We start from the raw sequence: 18,730 nt of genomic DNA on the forward strand, positions 1-18,730 counted from the left end.
GAAAACGACGATGTCCAACGTGAGTCCAGCGCTTCAGCCAAGCCAGGGTGGCCGGAGCTCGTCCGATACGATCATGGCCCTGGCAACCCGCAACGCGCGGTTGCTTGCGCCGTTGCTCAGCCTGGTCGTGTTGATCATCTTCTTCTCGATCACCACCGACACCTTCTTGCGGTTGAGCAACTTCCGCAATGTGGTGACGCAGGTGGCGCCGATTGCCGTGGCTGCGACGGGCATCACCTTCGTGCTGCTCTGCGCGGAGATCGACCTGAGCATCGCATCGGTGGCGACATTTGCCGGCATGCTTTGCGCATGGTTCTGGGTGGGCGATCCGATCAATCTGGGCAGTTGGGGCATCCTGGTTGCGATTCTGGTCGCCGCGCTGCTGGGTCTGATCAACGGGTTCTTCATCTCCTACGTCGGCATCCCCTCCTTCATGATGACACTGGCCATGCTCACCATTGCCGGTGGTCTGGCTACCTATATCAATGACGGTAAACCGATCTTCGATGTGCCGGATGTGCTGCCGCGCATTGCGCGCGCCGGCAACATCTTCCTGGGCATGCCGGTGATCGGGTGGATCGCGGTGGCGGTCTTGATCGTTGGGCACGTCGTGCTGGCCTATACCCGTTTCGGGCGGCAGGTCTACATGACTGGTGGCAACCGCGAGGCGGCGGAGATGTCCGGTGTCGATACCCGCCGGGTCATCATGCTGGTCATGATGATTTCCGGGCTGACCGCCGGTATGGCCGGCATTCTCTTCATCGGGCGCCTGAGCTCGGCCAGCCCCGCTGGTGGTCAGAACATGCTGATCGACACCATTGCAGCGGTGGTGCTGGGCGGGACCTCGCTCTTCGGCGGTGAAGGCGGCATGCTGAACACCGTGCTCGGTCTGTTGATCTTCGCGGTGCTGTCCAACGGGCTCAACCTGCTGCCGGACATCAGCATTTACTTCAAGGAAGCATTGACCGGCATCATCCTGCTCTGCGCCCTGTTGCTCAACGTGCTGGCGCTGCGGTTGGAGAAATACCAGCGCCGAGCTGAGTAACCGATCTCGATTCCGGCCGAAAACGCCCGTGTCCCAGTTCGGACACGGGCGTTTTCCGATCTGGCCAGCGTTCCAGTACGGCAGAGGCGCCTCTCTGGGAATATCCCCAATTGAGCGAGATGGGTGTGCTGAAGCGCCGCGTACTATGTACGGCAAGCGTCTGTAAGCATGGAGCAATCGAGATGGCGAGATCGTTTGAGGAAGTGATTTTGGCAGGAGCGACGGATTACGAACGCATCGACGAGATAAGGTCGGAGATGATGGCGAGGGTGCGTGGCTACCGGCTGCGTGAGCTGCGAGAGACGTATGGCCTGACTCAGGTCGATATGGCGAAAGATCTGCACATGAGTCAGGACACAATCGTGCGGATCGAGCATAGCGATGTCGAGCAAATGCGGGTGGAAACGCTGCGGCGGTATGTCGAGTCGCTGGGTGGGAAGCTGCGCATCGAGGTCGAATTGGGAGATACGCGCTACACGATCGCGTAGAGCGGTCCTGCAAAGAGATGCCGGCCATCTCAACGAAGCGTGGCGTCGTTGCCCTCGCTGTGACGAGGAGATCCCTCCACTCCGCCTCAGTCGGGATGACGGCATTCGCACGGCAGGCACGTGTCTTGGCAACCGATTTGAACTCCGCTTCCACTTCCGCTGCCTGCGGTACGATCTTCACATGAGTCGACGAAGGCGACGGAGGATGTCATGAGCGATCAGGGGGGTTTCGCCGCGCTGGCGGCGGCGTTGGGGAATGTGGAGATCGTCGACCTGACGGTGCCGCTGGCCGAAGGGTTGCCGGGCAACTGGCCAACGCACATGCCGTTCCAGCGCAAGGTCTACAACTGGTACGCGCCGCAGAGCCATCCGCAGCAACCGTTCCATGGGTTTCGCGGCCCCTACTACACGGCCTTTCTGATGCTGGACGAACACTGCGGCACGCATATCGATTCACCGGCGCACTTCATTCCGCCGCCGGACTCGGGACTCCCGCATGCCAGCGAATGGGGATTGGTCACGCTCGACAAGGTTCCGCTGGCACGCATGATGGGTCCGGCACGGGTGGTCGACGCCACCGACCTGAAGACCGGCGGTCCGGACGGCAAGAGCCCGCAGATCATGCCGGAGCATGTGCTGGCGCACGAAGAGAAGCACGGCAAACTGGAACCCGGCGATATCGTTCTGTTCCGGAGCGACTGGGACGATTTCTATCTGCCGATGCCGGACGGCGGCGCGTATGCGGCCGATCCATTCCTGTCCGGAAAGGGACAGGGTTGGCCCGCGCCGGGGATTCCCTGCCTGGAGTTGCTGCTGGAGCGCGGGGTGACGACATTGGGGCTGGATGGCGTGAGCGTCGGTGGGGTGGACGACCCAGCGCCAGCGCATCATTTCGGATTGGGCAAAGGAATGCTCTACATCGAGCTGCTGGCGAATCTGAAATCGATCCCCGAGCGAGGCGCCTATTTCGTCTATCTGCCGTTGAACATTCGGGGCGGAAGCGCTGGTCCGGGCCGGGCGGTGGCATTGGTGCCGGCGGGGGCCTGAGTCCGGAGTCCTGGGTTCTGAGTCCGGAGCCCGGAGTCCTGAGTCCGGAGACGTTTCCGCGTATCCGGGCTTGAGTGTTTCTCTGACAACTGACGACTGACTACTGACGACCAGCAACGAGCAACTCGACCGTCTCCGGACTCAGGACCCCGAACCCGTCTACGCGTCCAGCAACGGTTGATCGGCGTCGTCGACGGCCGCCTCATGGTGGTGGGTGACACGGACCAGAGCGGCGCGGTAGCCGTCCATCGCTTTGACTTCCATGATGAGCGGACCGATGGTGACCACATCGCCGGTGACGGGGATGCGCTCGAGGGCATCGGTGACCAGACCGCCGACCGACTCGGCATCGACCTCACCGAGCGCCGAGCGGGAGAGATCGAGCCGGTCGAGCAGGTCGAGCAAGGAAAGCCGGCCGTCCACGTCGAAGACATCGGGCTGGATCTCATGCAGCGGTTCGTAGCCGGGGTCGAACTCGTCGGAAATCTCGCCGACCAGCTCCTCGATCAGGTCCTCCAGCGTCACGATCCCGGCCAAGCCGCCGTATTCGTCGACCACGATGGCGATGTGTGTGCGCTGGGATCGCAGGTCCTGCAAGGTGTCGTCGATCGGGCGCGTTTCCGGCACCACGAAGGCGGGACGCACCAGCTCAGCGGCTGGCATGGCTCCGGCGTTGGGATTGTCGAAGAGCAGCCGGAAACAGTCTTTGATGTGCAGCACGCCAATGATGTCGTCTGGAGTGTCGCGGTAGACCGGCAAGCGTGAGAACCCCGTGCGGAAAAAGATACGCATCGCCTCGTGCAACGTCATATCGCCGGGAATCGTCTCGACATCGACCCGGTGCACCATCACGCTGCGCACCTGAATACCGCCGAAGGAGAGCGCTTCCTCCACCAGGTCGGCTTCGCTCTTTTCCACCACGCCTTCGTCGTGCGCGGTTTCGATCATGGCGAGAATCTCGGCCTCGGTCACGCTTGGCATGTTGGACCGCTTGTCGGTGCCGAGCAGCCGCAGGGTGAAATTGGTGACCCCGGTGAGCAGCAGCACAATGGGCCGCATGAGACGGGAAAGAATGTGAATGGGCTTGGCAATCTTGAGAGCGATCGAATCGGCATGGCTGACCGCGAGCGTCTTCGGAACCAGCTCCCCGTACACGATGCTGAAGAACGAAAGCAGAATGGTCACCACCACGAAGGCGATGGCCGCGGCGTTGTTCGCAATGAACCCCACAGGAACGTCGCTCAGTCCATCGTCGACATAGTTGGTCAAGGTAACAGCGCCCACCGCGGCGGCGAAGAACCCCGCTACGGTAATGCCGATCTGCACGGTCGCCAGAAAGCGGCCCGGATTCTCGGCCAGGTCGAGCGCGCGCGCGGCGGACTTGTTTCCCTCTTCGGAGAGTGCTCGCAGGCGCGGTTTGCTGGCGGAGACGAGCGCGAGCTCGGAAGCGGCCAGGAACGCGTTGACGCCGAGGAGCAACACGACGACGAGGAGTTCGACCAACAGGCGCGTCATAGAGAGAGCGTGAGAGCCTTTCGCGGAATCGGAGCGCGGCCACATCGTCCGTGCGGCCGGCCAACGTTTCGGGAGCAAATCGCCGAGCAAATGGGCGTCGGCAGAGATTCGCTCGTCCGCGTCAATTCTCCCAGAAGCAGGTTTGTATCGACAGGGCTGGACAAGTTGGCAATGGAAATGGAAAATTAGTCGTGACTAAACCGCGGCGCCGGTGCGGCGGATCGCGGTGTTTCCTCATTCGATGCAGTCTGCTCGCAGGCAAACTGCCAGAAAAGATGTTCATGAATCGGGTTCGATTGCGGGGTGTTGCCAGCGGCTGGCGATTCTTGTTGCTTGCGCTGCTGGCGGTGCTGATCCTGGCAGGTTGCGGACGAATTCCCGAAAAAACGACCCCCGACTTTTCCGACCGGACGATCAACGTGGTCACGACCACGGGGATGGTGGGCGATATCGTCAAGGAAGTCGGGGGAGACCGCCTGAACGTGACGACGCTGATGGGACCCGGCGTCGATCCCCATCTCTACAAGGCGAGCGAAGGGGACGTGGAGCGGCTGGACGAAGCCGATATCGTCTTCTATTCCGGCTTGCATCTGGAAGCGAAGTTGGCGGAAGTCTTCGAAAAGATGGGGGACAGTATCGTGACCGTACCCGTCACCGACCTGATTCCGCGCAGCGAGCTGCATGTGGTCGGATCTGGAGCATCGACCTATGACCCGCATGTCTGGTTCGATGTCTCGATGTGGTCGGATGCAGTCGAGTCGGTGCGGCGCACATTGGTCGAGGTCGATCCCACCCACGCGGCAGAGTACGACGAACGAGCCCAGGCCTATCAGGAAAAGCTGACCGCGCTGGACGAATATGTGCGCGCCGAGGCGAACACGATTCCGGAAGACAAGCGGGTGTTGATCACCGCGCACGATGCGTTCGGCTACTTCGCGGCGGCCTACGGATTCGACGTTCTGGGTTTGCAAGGTGTCAGCACCGCGACCGAGGCAGGCGCGGGCGATGTGCAGTCGCTGGCCAATTTCATCGTGGAAAACGAGATTCCGGCGATCTTCGTGGAAAGCTCGGTCTCCCCGCGCACCGTGCGCGCCCTGCAGGAAGCGGTGCGCGCGCAGGGTTACGACGTGCAGATCGGCGGATCGCTCTACTCGGACGCCATGGGCGATCCGGGTACCCCGGACGGAACCTATATCGGCATGGTGCGGCACAACATCGACACCATTGCGCACGCACTCAGGCAGGACGGAGCAGCGGAATCATGAGCGAGCAACGACCGGCTATCGACGTGGCCGACATGACCGCGGTGTATCACGAGCATCCGGTGCTGTGGGACGTCGATCTCCAGGTCCCCGCAGGTGTGTTGATGGCCATCGTGGGACCGAACGGCGCGGGCAAGACCACCCTGATCAAGTGCATTCTCGGATTGATCAAGCCCGTGGCGGGAAGCGTGCAGATCCAGGGGAAGCCGTATAGGGAGCAACGAGAGAAAGTCGCCTATGTGCCGCAGCGCGGCAGCGTCGATTGGGACTTTCCGACCAACGTGCTCGACGTCGTCGAAATGGGACGCTATGGCGCGCTTGGCTGGCTGAAACGGCCGGGCAAGCGGGAGCGCGACGCAGCATTGCAGGCACTGGAAAAGGTCGGTATGGCGAGCTTCGCCACGCGGCAGATCAGCCAACTCTCGGGCGGCCAGCAGCAGCGTGTTTTCCTGGCACGGGCGTTGGCGCAGGACGCCGACATCTACCTGATGGACGAACCGTTCCAGGGGGTGGACGCCACCACCGAGCGGGCGATCATCGAGCTCTTGCGCGAGCTGCGGGCGGCAGGGAAGACCGTGGTGGCGGTGCATCACGATTTACAGACCGTGCCGGAGTACTTCGATTGGGTCACGCTCCTGAATGTGCGCAAGATCGCAAGCGGTCCGGTGGATGATGTCTTCACCGACGAGAATCTGCGCGCCACATACGGCGGTGTGGTGGCCTTCGTCAATCTCAACGGGAACGGCAATGGGCATACCCACGATCCGCTGGGGCTCGAAGACGATTCGGCGGCCTGATCGATGGAGCACCTGGTCATCGCAAACCTGCTGGCCGTGCCAGACGTACTGCACGATCTGATCTTCGACTACACGTTGCGCACGGTGGCATTGGGCGCGGCGGTGATCGGCATCGTGGCCGGGGCGTTGGGCGCGTTCGCCGTCTTGCGGCGGCAGAGCCTGGTGGGCGACGCCATGTCGCATGCCGCGTTGCCGGGAATTGCCATCGCCTATCTCGTCACCGGCGAGAAGAGCAACGTCGTTCTTCTGACCGGCGCGGCGATTGCCGGCTGGTTGGCGACACTGGCAGTGCTCGGCATCGTGCGTACCTCGCGGGTCAAGTTCGATAGCGCGCTCGGGCTGGTGCTCTCGGTCTTTTTCGGGTTCGGTCTCATGTTGCTGACCTATATCCAACGGCAGCCGCACGCGTCGCAGGCCGGCCTGGACAAATTTCTCTTCGGGCAAGCAGCCACCATGATCCAGGGCGAAGTGCGCAACATGGCGCTGGTGGGCGCGGTGGCATTGGGCATCCTGCTGGCGCTCTGGAAGTCGTTCAAACTGCTGAGCTTCGATGCCGATTTCGCGGCCACCATCGGCTACCCCGTGCGGGTGCTCGATGTGCTGCTGACGACCTTGATCGTGGTGGCGATCGTGATCGGATTGCAGGGGGTCGGCGTGATCCTGATGAGCGCCATGATCGTGGCGCCCGCGGCAGCCGCGCGGCAATGGACGGACCGGCTTGGAACCATGGTGGTGCTCTCGGCGCTCTTCGGAGCATTGGCCGGGGTTTCCGGAGCAACGATCAGCGCCAGTGAAAAGCATCTCCCAACCGGCCCGGTGATCGTGGTGTGCGTGAGCGCCATCGTGCTCTTCTCGCTCTGCTTCGCGCCGAACCGCGGACTGCTTTGGGCCTGGTTCGCCCGGCGCAAGAAGAAGGAGGAACTGATGCGCGCCATGGCGGCAGCCGACGCTGCCCATGGCGGGCCGCGCACCCTGCCGGGAGAAGGAGCGCGATGAGCAGCGCGCAGCTCGATATCCAGTTGATTGCCGCGGCGACCGCGGCTGCCTGCGCGTTGCCAGGGGTGTTCCTTGTATTGCGCCGCATGGCGATGATGAGCGACGCGATCAGCCACTCGATTCTGCTCGGGATTGTGATCGGGTTCTTCGTGGTGGAAAGCACCACCTCCCCCATCCTGATCTTCTTCGCCGCGGCGGTCGGGCTCCTGACGGTGGTGCTGGTGGAATGGTTGCAGCGCACCGGGCTGGTGCGCGAGGACGCGGCGATCGGAATCGTCTTTCCGCTGCTGTTCAGCATCGGCGTGATTCTGATCTCACGCTATGCCGGGAATGTGCATCTCGATATCGATGCGGTGCTGCTGGGCGAGTTGGCGTTCGCGCCGTTCGACCGGTTCCAGATCGGCGGATGGGATCTGGGGCCAATGGGGCTCTGGGTAATGGGGACGATTCTGGCGTTGAACGTGGCGCTGGTGATCGCGTTCTTCAAAGAGCTCAAGCTGGCGACCTTCGACCCCGCGCTGGCGGCGAGCCTGGGTTTCGCGCCAGCGCTCTTGCACTATGGCCTGATGTCGATGGTGTCGGTGACGGCGGTGGGCGCGTTCGACGCGGTCGGGTCGATCCTCGTGGTCGCGCTGATGATCGGACCGCCTGCGGCGGCGTATCTGCTCACCGACGATCTGAAACGGATGCTGGCGCTGAGCGTGGCGATCGGGGTGCTCTCCTCGATCGCCGGGTACTGGATGGCGCACTGGTTGGACGCTTCGATTGCGGGCGCCATGGCGACCATGATCGGCATCGTCTTCGCGGGTGTGTTGCTGTTCGCGCCGCAACGCGGGTTGGTAGCGCAAGTTCTGCGCCGCGAGCGGCAGAAAGTCGAGTTCGCGCAAACCATGCTGGCGATTCATGTCATGAACCACGAGGGAACCGCCGAGGCGTTGACCGAAAATCGGGTCGATGGGTTGGACGAGCATTTGCACTGGGACCCGCGGTTCACGGCGCGGATTGTGGACCTGGCGCGGCGGCGCGGCGTGGTCACCGAAGAGAACGGGGTGTTGTCGGTGACTGCCACCGGCCGCGCCCGTGCGCAGGCAGCGTTGGTGCGGTAACTCCTTCCCGTTTTCGCACCCTCTTCCCGTAGCCGCAGCCCTCCGTGGCTGCCCTCTTCTCCCGTAGCCGCAGCCCTCCGTGGCTGCCTTCCTTCTCTCCCCGTAGCCGCAGCCCTCCGTGGCTGCCCTTCCTTCTCTGCGCAGCCGCGCCTCCGTGGCCTTCCTCTCGTAGCCGCAGCCCTCCGTGGCTGCCCCTTGTCTCCCCGTAGCCGCAGCCCTCCGTGGCTGCCTTCCTTCTCTCCCCGTAGCCGCAGCCCTCCGTGGCTGCCTCCTCTCTCCCCGTAGCCGCAGCCCTTTGTGGCTGCTTTCGCGACGCGCAATTGAATGCCACGGTGGACCTTGCCTATGGCGTACGAGGAAGAGTCCTACTGAGTGGGAACAGCAGCCACGGAGGGCTGCCGCTACGGGGGTATGAAAAGGCCTCAGGAGGGCGAGCATGGCGGTGCAAACAGGGCAGCCACGGAGGGCTGCAGCTACTGATATGAAGAGGTCGCTGGAAGGGAGCAATGCGATGTAGGCATAGCAGCCACGGAGGGCTGCAGCTACGCAGAGAGGAAGGCAGCCACCGAGGGCTGCAGCTACGGGGAGACAAGGGCAGCCTCGGAGGGCTGCGGCGACGGGAAGAGGGGTGCGAAAACGGGAGAGTCTAGAAACCCCTGCACTCAGGGAGGTATTCCGTATCCATCTCCCACTTTGCAGGATTGTTCGCGATATAGGTCCGAATCCGATCCAGGTCAGACTGATCGCGAACGACATGTTCGTAGTAGTTGCGTTGCCAAAGTGTCCCGGGAAATCTGCGCCAACCTTCAGAGCGCACTCGCCGAATGTACTCGTTGGTGGTTGCGGATTTGAACCAGTGCACGATTCGGTCGAGCGAGGTTGGCATTGGCATGGGTGCTTCGGTTACGGCTCGAACCGGTTCGAGAGGCGCGCCTACATTCCAGCCAAGATTCAACAAGAGGTGGACATGATTCGGCATGATCACGTGAGCATCGAGCTCGACGTCGTTGAATCGATCCGCCGCCATCTGAAGATGGATTGCGGCCAAATGTCCGACGCTGGAGAGCACGGTCTCGCCGTCGACCACGTCTCCGAGGATGCATGCCCGATTCTGAACGCAGATCGTGACGAAATAGGTCCCGGGAGTGGAATAGTCGAACGCGGGGAGTCGCAGATTGCGGCGGCGATAAGGCGGGGCGGTCATGTCGCGAGGATACCGCAGCGATGTCGCCTTTGGGGGGTAGCCACAGGTTTGGAAAGGTCTTGGGAAGGGGACCCCGCGGTAAGGGAATGGCAGTCACGGAGGGCTGCAGCTACGGAAAGAAGGCGGACCCTGCGATGTGGGTATGGCAGCCACGGAGGGCTGCAGCTACGGAAAGAAGGCGGACCCTGCGGTGTGGGTATGGCAGGCACAGAGGGATGCAGCTACGGAAAGAAGGGGGACCCTGCGATGTGGGCATGGCAGCCACGGAGGGCTGCAGCTACGGAAAGAGGGGGGCATCGTGGCCCGACACGGATGGAGGAGCTGGGGTGGCGTTGGTTGCGGATGGAGCGATCGAGAGCAGCAGAACGGACGACGTCGCGATTGCTCGATAGGTGGCAATGGCGCCGGAATCGGCAGCGAATCCCTGACCGGTGTCGGCGGTTTCGACGCTCGTGAGGAGTCGAGGAGACTCCTGGTCGGTGTAGCAGAAGACATCGCCGGAAACGGGCGCTCGGGAGAGTTGGGCGACTCAGCAGTTCATCACTTCGTAGAACGCTTCCACGACGGGACGCACGTCGCGGGCAGGCGGAGGGTTGCTTCCGCCATCGTCGTACGCTCCAGCCATCATCCAGCCGAGCTGACCGGCGAGAAGCACGCCTAACAGCTTGAGAACCACTCCAGCAAGATCGTTCTTGAGCGAGAGCATCGCCGCTGCTTTCCTGGGGACTCTGATCGACCGGGTTAGGGTAGGGCCAGATGGCTGCGCGCAGGAGTCTCGGCAGCGATCGAGAGAAGCACCAGCGTGGCGGGTGCGGAGCCCACGACCTGATAGGACGCCGCGCTGCCGCTCTGGTTGGCAAAGCCTTCGGAAGAGAGGGCGGTTGCAGCATCCGACAGCAATCGCGATCGGGATTCTCCGAAGCAGTAGAAGATCTCGCCAGTTTCGGGTTGCGTGTGCAACTCCCCCGTAACGACCGCGACGGCGTGCATGCTCGCTGCGTTCGTCGAGATCGCCGCTCCCACAGGCAAGGTCACGATGAAAATGGAAAGCCGGACAGCGTCGAACGGAAGCTGGATTCGGAGTCCAACGCTTGCATCTTGTCTGATTCCTGTCGGGAGACTCGTATTCGGGACACTGATGGCATTGGCGTGCACGAGTATTGTGTCCACGCTTACCGTCCACAGCGCAACCCGCTCATTTCCAAGCGCGCGCACGGCCAGGTTGCCGTCGGGTTGTACGAACCGCACGTCGCCCGGTGCGAGCGGTTCTGTCGGAAGTGTGACTGTCCCTGTCTGATCCGTCCCGCTCAGGTCGATCTCCAGTTCCCCCGACTCGACCCAGAGCATGATCGTCCCATGCGCGGCCAAACTGAATGCCCCCTCCGGGTCCAGCTCGAAGCGCTGGATGGATGGTTGCTGATACTCGTCGTACCCAATCGAGATCGTTCGTTGGGCAGACGCCAAGCCTTTGGGCCACACGCCGTCGAGACTCCAGCGCTCAGCGACAAGACCATGCTCGATCCGCAAGATCTCGCGAAACAGCTGCTCCGCCGGAAGTTCGATCTCCCATCCATCGATGGAAGGAATCTGCATTCCAGACCGCTCGAGGTCTACGGACACGATCGCGCCGCTTCCTTCGATCGCACGGATGTCGAAGCGGAGCGATGGCGCGGCGGCCCGAACATCACTCAGGAAGCCGAGGAACGCCTCCGTGCTCCGGCCATATGACTCTGATGCCGTGTGGTCGACGAATCCTGGGGCAAGCACCTGCTCGAGCACCGGGTCTTTGTCGGCAATCCAGGCGTTGATGCCGTCGTAGAAAGCCTCGACCACCGGTTCTGTTGGTTGCGCTTCAACGGCTGAACGTGATTCGGTCTGGCCCGACTCGACCACAACCATGCCCAGCAGACCGGCCACGAACGCGGTCAGGAAACCAAGCGCAAGAGCAACCAGCAACGCCGGCCGGGTCACGGGACCAGTGCTCGAATGTGCCGCATGCGGCAAGTGGTGGTCATAGGAAGCGCCTTCCGTCGAGTGAAAGAGCGGCCGCGGTCACCAATGTTCCTGGTGAACGGATCGGGGCGAAAACGTGACGGTCTATGCGCGTTCTGCGCATGGTGGCTACTCAGAGCATAGCACGAGTGTTATGTCATATCATCGAGCTTCACTAACGATTCGCTTTGGGTTCCTGCTGCTGCGACAGAGTGGCTGGTTGGTTTGCGGCTTGGCTGCGGGGCTTTCCACTTCGGAAAGCATGCGAGCTCTCAACAGGTTGATGCGTGGCCGTAAAGCGCGGTCAACCAGAGCGGGTGCGAACCGGGTGACTATCTGCAGAGGACTCGGTGTCAACCGAGAGAAGCACCAGCGTGGCAGGTGCGGAACCCACGACCTGATAGGACGCCGCGCTGCCGCCCCGGCTGGCAAAGCCTTCGGAAGAGAGGGCAGTCACCGCACTCCTCAATATCCGAGATCCGACTGTGCCGAAGAAGTAGAAGACCTCTCCCGTTTTCGGATCTGCTTGCAGCTCACCCGCCACGACCGCGGCAGCGTTCATATCCGCCGCACCCGTCGAGAGGGTCGCCCCCACTGGCAGCGTAACAATGAGCACAGAAAGCTGGGCGGTGTCGGCCTGGAAATCGACCGCGCGTCTGATGATCGCCTCCGCCCGAATTCCCGTCTCAAGCTCCGATTCAGGACCGCTGATCTTGTACGAGCGCGCGAAGATCCTGCCCACGCTCACCGTCCACAGCGCAACACGCGCCTCACCTACCGCCCGCACGCGCAGTTCGCCAGTGGGCCGCACAAACCGCATGTCACCCGCCGCAAGTGGCTCTGCCGAAAACTTGGTCGCTCCTGTCTGATCCGTCCCGCTCAGGTCGATCCCAAGCTCACCTGACTCGACCCAGAGCATGACCGTGCCCTTCGCAATCAAGTTGATGGGAGCGCCGGGGTTCAGCTCGAAGCGCTGAATGGACGGCTCCTGATACAACTCAGGCCCTATCGGGACAGAACGCTGGGCCGCCATTGCGATACCAGGCCAGAGATCGTCGGGACCCCAGCGCTCCTGAATCAGACTGTCCTCGATCCGTAAGATCTCGCGGAGCGGCGGTTGCTCTGGTAGCTCGATCCTCCATCCCTCTATGGACGGAAGATGGACCCCAACACGCTCGAGATCGACAGAAACGATCGCGTCGCTTCCCTCGATCGAGAGGACGTTGAAGCGAAGCGTCGGCTCGAATGTCCGGATGGTGCTCAGGTAGCTCAAGAACTCCGTCGCGTTCCGGTCAGGGGATTCCGATGTTGTGTGATCGACGAAGTCTGGGCCGAGCATGTGCTCGAGCGCATGATCCTTGCCAGCGATCCACGCATTGATGTCGCTGTAGAAGGCCTTGACCACCAGATCCGTATGATGCGCCGGAATCGCCGTTCCTGATTCCGAGTAATCCGGTGCGACCACAATCATGCCCAGCAGCCCGGCCGCGAACGCGGTCAAGAAACCAAGCGCAAGAGCAACCAGCAACGCCGGCCGAATCACGGTTCCGGCGCTCGAACGTGCCACAGACGACCAACGATGGTCATTTCAGGCGCCTTCCGTAGGGCTGGAGAGCGATCGCGTTCTCCCCGGTTATCAGAGAGGACGGATCTTGGAGAAGAAACGTGACAGCATGCGTAGCGGCGAAGGTTACGCAGGCGAACCAGTCGATGGCTGATGCCAACAGAGCAGATCTGTTATGTCATGTCTTCCGAAAATCTGCGGAGATTGGAGCCGGATTCGAAACATATCGACGCAAGGCGGTTTTCCCCTCTTGACAAGTTCCCGAGCATGGCGGATTGTTTACAATCAACAGGCAACACTGCCGACTCCGACCCGACGCAAGCCCCCGAAGGTGAGGGCGCTATGCCGCAACGCAGCAGCAACGAACGAATCAGCAACGATCTGGCCGCGGTGCTTTCCATGCCGGAAAAGCGCGCGCTTTCCGACGATGTCGCCTCTCGCCTGCGAGCCGCGATCCTGAGCGGGGCGTTCGCTCCCGGGGAACGCTTGCGGGAGGAGGCTCTGGCTCGCGCCCTGGGTGTGAGCCGCGGCCCCGTGCGCGAGGCGCTGGCCGAACTGGAACGTCAGGGGCTGGTGGTGATCAACCGCAACCGCGGCGCAGTGGTGGCTCAGCTTTCCCGCAACGACCTGGAAGAGCTCTACACCTTGCGGCTGGCCATCGAGGAACTGGCCATTCGACGGGCGGCAACGTTCTCCGACCCGGTCGCGATCGGCAAGATGCAATCCGTGATCGATGGTATGCAGAACGCGATCGACCGCGGCATTACCGAACAAGAGGCGGCGGAATTCGATCTCGGGTTTCACGACCTGATCTACGACGCGGCCAACCATCGCCGGCTGAAGGACACCTGGACCAATATGCGTCCGCAGATTCATGTCCTGCTGCTCAATCGCAACGTGGCCGATGTCGATTTCCGCGAAATGCTGGTGAGCGGGCATCAGGTTCTGCTGGATTGCATCGCGCAGGCGGATCCGGACGGCGCCGTTTCACATCTTCGGGAACATCTGGGCGGCTCGTACGAGCGGGTCAGCCGCAGTCTGGAACGGCAACTCGAGCAACAAGCGGCAAGCGCCGCAGCATCGAAGGAGAACGCAGCTCGTGGTTTTTGATCCCGCCAAGTTGTTCCGGCTGGATGGCAAGGTAGCGTTGGTCACCGGAGGCGCCAATGGCATCGGACAGGCGATTGCCATCGGCATGGCGGCCGCGGGAGCGGATGTCGTCTTTTGCGACCTCCAGGATGACTGGCTGGGCGAGACCAGGTCCGCAATCGAAGCCCAGGGACGGCGCGCGCTGGCGCTGACCGCCGACATGGGCAGTCCGGACGATATCGTGCGCATGTTCGCGGCGGTGGACGAAAACTTCGGCCAGCTCGACATTCTCGTCAACAACGTCGGCGCCACGAAACGGCACCGTCCGGAAGATCACCCGCTGGACGAATGGAACACGGTGCTGACGATCGGGGTGACCGGCTCATTGCTCTGCGCTCAGCACGCCTTCAGGCGCATGACCGAAAGTGGGCGCGGCGGAAGCATCATCAATATCAGCTCGATCGCGGGTGCGGCGGCGTTGGGCCGCGGAAATCTCTCGCACAGCGTCAACAAAGGGGCGCTGAACATGATGACCAAGGAGCTGGCGGTCGAATGGGCCAAGCACGGAATCCGGGTCAACGCGATTCTGCCGTGCCAGGTCATGACCAACGGGTTCCAGAAATGGCTCGACTCGCCCACCTTCGATCCGGCGTTGATGGACCGTTTCCTGACCGGCATTCCCATGAACCGGCTGGCGACGCCCGAGGAGATGGCCGGACCGGCAATTTTCCTGGCATCCGATGCCGCATCGATGGTGACGGGCGTGCTGCTCCCGGTCGACGGCGGCAATCTGGCGCTGAATGCAGGCGGGAGCCATACCTGGACGACGGCGTAGGTTCGGGGTTCAGGGTCCGGAGTCCGGAGTCCGGAGTCCGGAGCGAGGATGAGGGGCATCGGACACTGGACTCGATGGAGCGCATTTCCTGAATCAGGCGGCACACTGCGGAAAGGAGGGCAATTCAGCCTCACGTCTCGAACGCATATGAACCCATTCGCATCGATGCCGATCGAACGGACCATTTTCAGGAGGTTCAGTCAATGAACGACAAGAAGACGACGATCGTCACCCCAAGCTGGTCACGCCGCAAGTTCCTCAAGACGGGCGCGGCGGCGGGCGCTGCCGGTTTGGCGGCCGGAGTGCATCCGAAGGCGAGCAAGGTCTTTGCTGCGCCGGCTGTGCTGCAGGGCGAGCCGATTACGCTCGACTACTACACCTGGTTCTACAACGAGCCGGGACGTGGTGACGCATGGACCCAGATGATTGCCGATTTCGAAGCGTCGCAGAGCGACATCAAGGTCAACATGACCGGTTGGGCGTTCGATGACTTCACGAACAACATCATCGTCCAGCTCCAGGCCGGCAAACTCGATGGCGACCTCTTCCAGACCACGCCAGACCTGGTGCTGCGTCTGCTCAAGGCGGGCGTGCTCACCAATCTGAACCCGGTGCTCGAAGCGAACAACATCACTACCCTCAGCCAGGCGCACGACTATATCACTGTCGACGGCGGTGTGATGGGTCTCGACGTGGTGACGGTGGTCTTCGGGCTCTTCTACAACACCTCGTTGTTCGAAGCGGCCGGTGTTACCGAACTCCCGGTCGATCCTGCGCAGTGGATGGAAGTTTCGCAATCTCTCACCAATCGACCGAATCAGTTCGGTCTCTTCAACGACCACCTGATGTCGGAAGCCGAGTCGTTCTGGTTCACGCTGCAGCAGTGGGGCTGCATCTACGACGGTGTCTGGGCCGACGGGTCGACTCCGTTGCTTACCAGCCAGCCGATTCTGGATGCGCTCACCCTCTTCAAGCAGGCATACGACAACAGCTTCCCGCAAGGCGTGGACAACGCCACCGCGAACCAGCTCTGGGCGAACCAGCAGATTGCGCAGCAGCTCATCGTTTCGGCCGCCGCCAATGTCTACAAGGACTCGGCGCCGGACTTCTACCCGAACATGAACACCTACGCGCTGCCGTGGCAGAGCAAGAAGACGATCGCGCGCATTCATCCGATCACGATCAACAACCAGAGCGAGAAGGGCGACGCGGCGATGGAGTTCCTCACCTGGCTGTACGCCCCGGAGAACTATCGCAACCTGCTCACCCGCCAGTTGGACGTGATCCCGGCTTACGAGGTCGGCGGTCTGGAAGACTACTTCGCCAGCATCCACTGGCTGACCGGATTCCAGGGCATCAACATGACCACTCCGCCGCAGATGGTGGGCGATTTCATCTTCAACAACCAGGAGTTCGGGCAGATCGTGCTGCAGAACTTCCAGAACGTCCTCTCCGGCGGTCAGTCGGTGGAAGACGCGATGTCCGCCGCGCAGTCGCAGGCGGAGGAACTGGCCAGCCGGCTGTCGGCATAGGCGATGCAAACCCCGTCCGGCCTCAACTGGCCGGACGGGAAGCCTTCGTCCAACACCATTGTCCCCACCCTGAACGGTGGGGCTATGAGAAGCCAAGGGTCTCCGACCCTGTTCGCCCGGCTGTCGTGGAGGACCTCCGTGTCCTCTCGCCATTTTGGGCCGGAGGCTCCCGGAATCTGCCGCGTTCCCCAGGTCGAAGCCTGGGGTTCACAGCGCGAAGCCTCTCCGAGGCTGGACACGACCGGCCGAATTGACACTCTGAACGCAGTGAAGCATCTCTTTCGTGGGAACGAGGTCACCGAAGATTCGAATGGGGAACCGATTGCGCCGTATGCGAAACCAGACCGCGACGGGACACTCGCAGCGGCGGGGAGATCCTTCGTTCTTCAGGATGGCAAGGGCCGTCAGGATGTCGAAGCGATGTCAGTAGCCGTGGGGACGCAATCGATTTCGAGCGATCGGTCGCAGCCGGCCAAGCGACGAAGGCCGTCGTTCTTGCCATATCTGCTCGCGATTCCGATTCTGTTCTACGAGGGGATCTTCGTACTCTATCCGATCTATCAGGGCATCAAATCGAGCTTCTACACCCAGGCAAACCTGGGCACCCCGCCAACATGGGTCGGGCTGAAAAACTATCGGCGTCTGATCGACGACGAGTTCTTCTGGCGGTCGGTCAAGCAGACCTTCCTCTTCATGGGCGGAGTCATCGTCGTATCGATCTTGTTTGGCTTGCTTTCCGCCGTGGTGCTGAACCGGGCATTCTTCGGGCGTTCGGCGGCGCGCGGCATCATCACCCTGCCATGGGCGTTTCCGGATGTGCCAGCAGTGTTGATCTTCATTTGGATGCTCAATCCCCAGTTCGGCGTGATGAATGTCTTCGCCAACTGGTTGCCGTGGGTCGATGCAAATCCGAAATGGCTGCTCGACCCGAATCTGGCATTGATTTCGCTGATCCTCATCACCGCCTGGAAGGGGTTCCCCTTCTATAGCCTGGTGATTCTGGCGTCGCTGCAAACGGTGCCGAGCGAGCTGACCGAGGCTGCTCGGGTCGACGGCGCCACCAGGTGGCAGGCATTCCGCGCGGTGACGTTGCCGTACATCACGCCGACGTTGATGCTGCTGGTGGTGCTGGCATCGATCTACGCCTTCAAGCAGTTCACCATCATCTGGCTGATGACAGGCGGCGGTCCAGCCGGAGCGACCGAGACGATCGTCATTCGGATCTACCAGACCGCATTCCGCTTCTATGACTTTTCGTATGCCGCCACCATCGGCGTGGCCGGGTTCCTGATCGTGCTGACAATTTCGTTGATCTTCCTCTATGTCCAACGACGGCAGGAGCTGGAAGGAGGCCGCGTATGAGCGCCAACATCACCCCCCTGCCAACAGCGACGCACCGCGCGAAAGGTCCCACGCTTCGCGACCGGCTGAGCAAGCTTGGGTTCGCGCTGGTAGTGCTGGTGATCTGTGGCATCACCTTCTTCCCGATCTACTGGATGTTGGTCACCACGGTGCAGTCGACCAAGATCACGCTCCGTTACCCACCGAAGCTCTGGCCGCAGGAGTTCTCGCTCTCGGCTTTCCAGCAGGTTTTCGACAAGGAACCGGTGGCGCGCTGGATTCTGAACTCGATTTATCTCTCCACGGTCACCACGGTGATTTGCGTGCTGCTGGCAATCCTTGGCGGTTATGCCATCTCGGCGTTGCGTTGGCGGGGCCGGGGACTCTTCGCCATCTTCCTGCTGATGACGCAGATGCTTCCCGAAGCGCTCATCATCGTGCCGATCTTCAAGATCTACACGGACTTTCCCTTGATCCACCAGGACATTCGCAACAGCTTGCCGGCGCTGGCGTTGATCGACGCAGCCTTCATTCTGCCGATCTGCGTCTGGGTTATGAAGAACATGTTCGACACCGTGCCCACCGAAGTGCGGGAAGCCTCCATGGTGGACGGGGCGGGACCAATGCGCACCCTTTTCCAGATCGTCATGCCGATCGCGCTGCCGGGTGTGGTGGCCGTGGGCGTGGTGGCCTTCTTCTACGCCTGGAACGAATATCTCTTCGCGCAGACGATGATCCAGAGCAAGGAGTTGCGACCGGCTTCGGTTGGCCTGGCCAACATGATCACCATGCTGGATACCCCGGTGCAGCTTCTGCTGGCAGCAGGCACGCTCTTCTCGATCGCACCGGTGATCTTCTACCTGGCGATGCAGCGCTATATCGTGGCGGGCATCTCGGCCGGAGCGGTGAAGGGTTAA

General features: G+C 61.9%; 17 protein-coding genes. 12 read left to right on the forward strand and 5 right to left on the reverse strand.

Annotated elements, in window-relative coordinates:
* Positions 1-10 precede the first annotated feature (10 nt).
* The 3 genes from R2855_06580 (at position 11) to R2855_06590 (ending at position 2,580) form a co-directional block, all read left to right on the forward strand.
* Complete coding sequence (locus R2855_06580) at positions 11-1,045, forward strand: ABC transporter permease (GenBank protein ID MEZ4530682.1); 1,035 nt, start codon at positions 11-13, stop codon at positions 1,043-1,045.
* Between the two features lie 182 nt (positions 1,046-1,227).
* Positions 1,228-1,533 (forward strand): XRE family transcriptional regulator, encoded by a 306-nt coding sequence (locus tag R2855_06585; GenBank protein MEZ4530683.1) that lies wholly within the window; start codon positions 1,228-1,230, stop codon positions 1,531-1,533.
* A gap of 210 nt (positions 1,534-1,743) precedes the next feature.
* Positions 1,744-2,580 (forward strand): cyclase family protein, encoded by an 837-nt coding sequence (locus R2855_06590; GenBank protein ID MEZ4530684.1) that lies wholly within the window; start codon positions 1,744-1,746, stop codon positions 2,578-2,580.
* A 159-nt stretch (positions 2,581-2,739) separates the two neighbouring features.
* On the opposite strand, the gene R2855_06595 is transcribed toward R2855_06590, so the two are convergent.
* Positions 2,740-4,095, reverse strand: coding sequence for a hemolysin family protein (locus R2855_06595; protein ID MEZ4530685.1), 1,356 nt, complete (start codon positions 4,093-4,095; stop codon positions 2,740-2,742).
* Between the two features lie 281 nt (positions 4,096-4,376).
* Here R2855_06595 and R2855_06600 point away from each other — a divergent pair, with 281 nt between their 5' ends.
* From R2855_06600 to R2855_06615, 4 genes are read left to right on the forward strand one after another with little or no spacing between them, the layout of a single operon-like run.
* Complete coding sequence (locus R2855_06600; GenBank protein ID MEZ4530686.1) at positions 4,377-5,360, forward strand: zinc ABC transporter substrate-binding protein; 984 nt, start codon at positions 4,377-4,379, stop codon at positions 5,358-5,360.
* Positions 5,357-6,154 carry a metal ABC transporter ATP-binding protein gene (locus tag R2855_06605; GenBank protein MEZ4530687.1) on the forward strand — a complete coding sequence of 266 codons (798 nt, stop codon included), beginning with the start codon at positions 5,357-5,359 and terminating at the stop codon, positions 6,152-6,154. Before R2855_06600 ends, R2855_06605 begins: the two co-directional genes overlap by 4 nt.
* A 3-nt stretch (positions 6,155-6,157) precedes the next feature.
* A complete protein-coding gene (locus tag R2855_06610) occupies positions 6,158-7,150 on the forward strand; it encodes an iron chelate uptake ABC transporter family permease subunit (protein MEZ4530688.1) in 993 nt (330 codons plus the stop codon).
* Positions 7,147-8,256: a metal ABC transporter permease gene (locus R2855_06615; GenBank protein MEZ4530689.1), complete on the forward strand. Its 1,110-nt coding sequence runs from the start codon at positions 7,147-7,149 to the stop codon at positions 8,254-8,256. Before R2855_06610 ends, R2855_06615 begins: the two co-directional genes overlap by 4 nt.
* A 646-nt stretch (positions 8,257-8,902) precedes the next feature.
* On the opposite strand, the gene R2855_06620 is transcribed toward R2855_06615, so the two are convergent.
* From R2855_06620 to R2855_06635, 4 genes are all read right to left on the reverse strand, one after another.
* Positions 8,903-9,460, reverse strand: a complete 558-nt coding sequence (locus R2855_06620) for a transposase (protein MEZ4530690.1) — start codon at positions 9,458-9,460, stop codon at positions 8,903-8,905.
* A 529-nt stretch (positions 9,461-9,989) separates the two neighbouring features.
* Positions 9,990-10,166, reverse strand: coding sequence for a hypothetical protein (locus R2855_06625; GenBank protein MEZ4530691.1), 177 nt, complete (start codon positions 10,164-10,166; stop codon positions 9,990-9,992).
* Between the two features lie 35 nt (positions 10,167-10,201).
* Entirely contained in the window at positions 10,202-11,431 is a 1,230-nt protein-coding gene (locus R2855_06630; protein ID MEZ4530692.1) for a hypothetical protein, read from the reverse strand.
* A gap of 325 nt (positions 11,432-11,756) precedes the next feature.
* Positions 11,757-13,019 (reverse strand): hypothetical protein, encoded by a 1,263-nt coding sequence (locus R2855_06635; protein MEZ4530693.1) that lies wholly within the window; start codon positions 13,017-13,019, stop codon positions 11,757-11,759.
* A 339-nt stretch (positions 13,020-13,358) separates the two neighbouring features.
* Here R2855_06635 and R2855_06640 point away from each other — a divergent pair, with 339 nt between their 5' ends.
* The 5 genes from R2855_06640 to R2855_06660 all read left to right on the forward strand — a co-directional run bounded on the left by R2855_06640 (position 13,359) and on the right by R2855_06660 (position 18,730).
* Positions 13,359-14,126 (forward strand): GntR family transcriptional regulator, encoded by a 768-nt coding sequence (locus R2855_06640; GenBank protein ID MEZ4530694.1) that lies wholly within the window; start codon positions 13,359-13,361, stop codon positions 14,124-14,126.
* On the forward strand, positions 14,116-14,940 hold the full coding sequence (locus R2855_06645) for a glucose 1-dehydrogenase (GenBank protein ID MEZ4530695.1): 825 nt from the start codon (positions 14,116-14,118) through the stop codon (positions 14,938-14,940). The genes R2855_06640 and R2855_06645 overlap by 11 nt, the downstream gene beginning before the upstream one ends.
* A 203-nt stretch (positions 14,941-15,143) precedes the next feature.
* A complete protein-coding gene (locus R2855_06650) occupies positions 15,144-16,472 on the forward strand; it encodes an extracellular solute-binding protein (protein MEZ4530696.1) in 1,329 nt (442 codons plus the stop codon).
* Between the two features lie 420 nt (positions 16,473-16,892).
* Positions 16,893-17,834, forward strand: a complete 942-nt coding sequence (locus tag R2855_06655; GenBank protein MEZ4530697.1) for a sugar ABC transporter permease — start codon at positions 16,893-16,895, stop codon at positions 17,832-17,834.
* Entirely contained in the window at positions 17,831-18,730 is a 900-nt protein-coding gene (locus R2855_06660) for a carbohydrate ABC transporter permease (protein MEZ4530698.1), read from the forward strand. Before R2855_06655 ends, R2855_06660 begins: the two co-directional genes overlap by 4 nt.

This window comes from Thermomicrobiales bacterium (assembly GCA_041390825.1).
Taxonomy (GTDB): domain Bacteria; phylum Chloroflexota; class Chloroflexia; order Thermomicrobiales; family UBA6265; genus JAMLHN01.